Origin of the sequence: Erythrobacter sp. HI0063 (assembly GCF_001635685.1) — a bacterium.
GTDB lineage: Bacteria > Pseudomonadota > Alphaproteobacteria > Sphingomonadales > Sphingomonadaceae > Qipengyuania.
This window is the reverse complement of the sequence record NZ_LWFF01000107.1, coordinates 1-216: the sequence shown is the minus strand read 5'-3', so window position 1 is coordinate 216 and position 216 is coordinate 1. Positions and strand designations below refer to the sequence as shown.

General features: G+C 72.7%; 1 protein-coding gene. It reads left to right on the top strand.

The features are described from left to right. Positions 1-216: FtsX-like permease family protein (locus A3736_RS04515; RefSeq protein ID WP_156501972.1), on the top strand; the 216-nt coding region annotated here is incomplete at both ends.

The following is a 216-nucleotide window of genomic DNA, read 5'->3' as shown; positions in this document are numbered from 1 at the left end:
CATTCTCGCACAGGCGCGCACGCTGCTCGAACAGGTCGGCCTCGCCACGCTGGCGGCGGCAAGCGTGGCCGTGCTGGCGGGCCTCGCCGTGCTGCTGGGGGCCATCGCCGCTGCGCGTGCGGCGCGGACCTACGACACCGTGATCCTGCGCGTCCTCGGCGCGGACCGGCGGCAGGTGCTGGCGATGCAATTGATCGAATACGGCGTGCTGGCGCT